The 2,877-nt window shown below is 54.0% G+C and carries 4 protein-coding genes; 2 read left to right on the forward strand and 2 right to left on the reverse strand.

Annotated features, from left to right (window positions below; genetic code table 11):
- Positions 1-73 precede the first annotated feature (73 nt).
- Complete coding sequence (locus tag G494_RS0114585) at positions 74-280, forward strand: hypothetical protein (RefSeq protein ID WP_028585113.1); 207 nt, start codon at positions 74-76, stop codon at positions 278-280.
- A 258-nt stretch (positions 281-538) separates the two neighbouring features.
- On the opposite strand, the gene G494_RS0114590 is transcribed toward G494_RS0114585, so the two are convergent.
- A complete protein-coding gene (locus tag G494_RS0114590; protein ID WP_028585114.1) occupies positions 539-1,156 on the reverse strand; it encodes a nitrite/sulfite reductase domain-containing protein in 618 nt (205 codons plus the stop codon).
- Between the two features lie 422 nt (positions 1,157-1,578).
- On the opposite strand from G494_RS0114590, the gene G494_RS0114595 reads away from it, so the two are divergent.
- A complete protein-coding gene (locus G494_RS0114595) occupies positions 1,579-2,088 on the forward strand; it encodes a YqaA family protein (protein ID WP_232362567.1) in 510 nt (169 codons plus the stop codon).
- Between the two features lie 569 nt (positions 2,089-2,657).
- On the opposite strand, the gene G494_RS27455 is transcribed toward G494_RS0114595, so the two are convergent.
- On the reverse strand, positions 2,658-2,877 hold a 220-nt coding region (locus G494_RS27455), incomplete at its 5' end, for a hypothetical protein (protein WP_208597691.1).

Raw genomic sequence — 2,877 nt, forward strand, 5'->3', positions numbered from 1 at the left:
CTTACTCGTCATGGTCGCCTCCGCAAGATGAATTGGATGCGCGATTATGACATGCTGGTCTCGTTAAGAAAAGATGGGGTTTAAGAGGCGCTTACGGAGCAGAGGGTTCACCGAAGCCAGGCCGGCCGACGAAAACCTGGTAATTGCAGCAAAAATGGGGCTCGACAGCTCAGTGAAGAAAGATCAGGACAGCAGGAGAATAAAGGAGGGAAAGAGGCCCTACCTGAAGGTGAGATTCCCAGGAGGCGAGCATCCCATCAAGGGCTTAAGGGTGTCTTGAATAATGAGATTTTTCGATCAAGATCAAGGCATGCGAGAAAAATTACCACAGGCATATAATCGATATTCCGAGGATAATTTTTAGAGTATAACGCAGAGATTGGAAGAAAAAGCCATTATTCAAGGTAGGCTTAAGCACTGCCTCCAGATATGCCGCGCTCAGCCCATGAAAGAGGGGGCAAACAGTAAGGGCCGGAGAGGGGAAAACCCATCTCCGGCCCGATTCAAGCCGACGCCTCAGGCAAAGCTGAACAGCTCACTAGACCTCGGCAAAGGGAAACTCCGGGTCATCCAGCAACTTCACCAGTCGCTGTTTGCTTTCGGTCTTTTGATCATGGAACTCGACCAGGGTCGCAATCATCTCCAGGATCTGCTCCTCATCGGCCTCCTTGGCTATCCGCTGGCCAATCTTGGGAAAGGGTCCTCCCTTGCCGCCGGCATAGAGCTCGAAGCCCTTGGCCGTGGCAATGATTCCGATGTCCGTGGTCTTGGGGCTGGAACAGCAGAGTGGGCAGGCAGCGACGGCGAGCTTGACCTTGCCCTTGGTGTGGGCACGATCTGCAAAGCGCTTGAGAATGGTATCGCTCACGGCCCTGGTATCGACCAGGCCAAACTTGCAGTGATCCTTACCCACACAGACCCTGGGTAAAAGAAATTTTCCAGGGGCCTTGAATTCAGATCCCACGGCTGCCAGAGTCGACTTGACCTCTTCGAGCACACCTTCTGGGATATTGTTCAAGCGCAGATTCTGGGCAGTGGAGAGATAGACCTCCAGATCATGTTGGCCAGCCAGCTGCTGGGCGGTGTTCATGATCTCCAAGGGAAGACGGCCGGCCGGGATAAGGATGGTCAGGGAAACTTTTGCTTCTTCTGTCATGGGTCACGTGTTGGAAAGAGTCACAGATGCGTACAGTAGGGTGTACGATATTGCTACGGCATACCCTGTCCAGGAGCAGAGTCAACCACAGGCCTGAACAAGAAGTATGGAGTTTCGGGAGAGAGGCTTGAGCTGGACATCAGGCTGGTCTTTGATGGAGGTATCGATCGAGACCGGGAACCGCCCACCGGCCGATGGGAACAGCGGGCTCCGAGGCGCTCACTCCTCTCTACGAGTAGATCAGATATACCCTGTCGCCACCCCGTGAACAAGCCAAAAATCATTTTTTAAAGGAGCTGAAACCTTTTTGCCTGGTTCAGGCTATGGTTGGCTGTGGGCGGTTGCCCAGGCAAGCGAACAGCTCAGCCGCCTTCTGCTCACCGCTTGACTTTCCAGTGCAGCTGGGGTAGGAGCCGGATACCTTGAACCAGAGCCGGCTGCTCTACCCCGGCTCCCCCCCCTACCAGAATCCCAGCCCTTGGACCATGACGGAACTGCTCTTCAGCCACGGCTACCTCTCCCTCTTTATACTGAGCTTTTTGGCGGCAACCGTTCTTCCCCTCGGCTCCGAGTGGTTGCTGGTGGCACTGCTGCTGGAGACTTTTAACCCCTGGTTGCTGTTAGCCACCGCTACCCTGGGCAATACCCTTGGTGCCTGTACCACCTATGCCCTTGGTCGCTTTGGCGGGGTCTACCTCAGCGTCAGGATCCTCCGGATCGGTCCCGACGCCAGGGACCGGGCAACAAGACAGTATCGGCGTTACGGGACCTGGTCCCTGCTCTTTTCCTGGCTACCCATCATCGGCGACCCCCTCTGTCTCATCGGCGGCATCTTCAAAACCAGTTTTCCCTGGTTTATCCTCCTGGTTACACTGGGTAAACTCGCCAGATACGGCTGCATTGAAGTGATTACCCTGGGCTCCATGGGCTAGGTCCACGCAGCCTCAAACTCCCTCTCCTTGCCAGGAACATGGGGAGAGGCCCGCCACCTTGGCCAGGTTGGGTCCCACATGCCAAACTACCTAGAATTACTTGCCGCTAACCAGTATAAAATGGTTGGTAGTTAGCTGGTGCCCCCTCTCCCTCTCCCTCTCCAGGATTTCGATCACATTGCTCATCACTGTGATAAAGTGAGTGTGCTGATAGCTGTAGACAGGGACCATCACCCCTCGGCCGAGTTCAATTAAGACCATGGCCCTGCCTTAATCTCCGGTTCGACCTAAAAACAGAGGGGAAGTGCGTTAAAACCATGAGGGTTTGCTGGGGTGACAAATAGATTCAGATCGACTCCAGACCAGCCAGGCTTAACAGTTCTGCTCCCAGGGTCTGGAAGGCGTGCGGGACGGTACACAGGACTACTCTCCTCGGCTAATGGACCACCGGGGAATGGCCAGTTCAATCCTGATCACCCCTTCTTCTCCCCTTCTTCTCCAACTGGAGGTTCCGCCACCCTGTTCGCATCGGAACGATGATCTTCTCTCCCCCCATGCTGTTACAGGACTTAAAAAGTTCCTGCCAATTGAAAAACGGATGCAGTTAAGCAGACAGCACCACCGCTCTGCCTGACTGCTTTACCGCTAGATTTATTTTTGGGGCAACCATGGATACGGCTTTTGCTAATTTTAGTTAAGGGAACCTTGAAAATTACCCTGGACCCCGTTTGCACCATTTTTAAGGGAATTTTTTTTAACAGCTCCGGTTGTTCGGTTGGATGAACCCAA

Origin of the sequence: Desulfogranum mediterraneum DSM 13871, assembly GCF_000429965.1 — a bacterium.
Lineage (GTDB): Bacteria > Desulfobacterota > Desulfobulbia > Desulfobulbales > Desulfobulbaceae > Desulfogranum > Desulfogranum mediterraneum.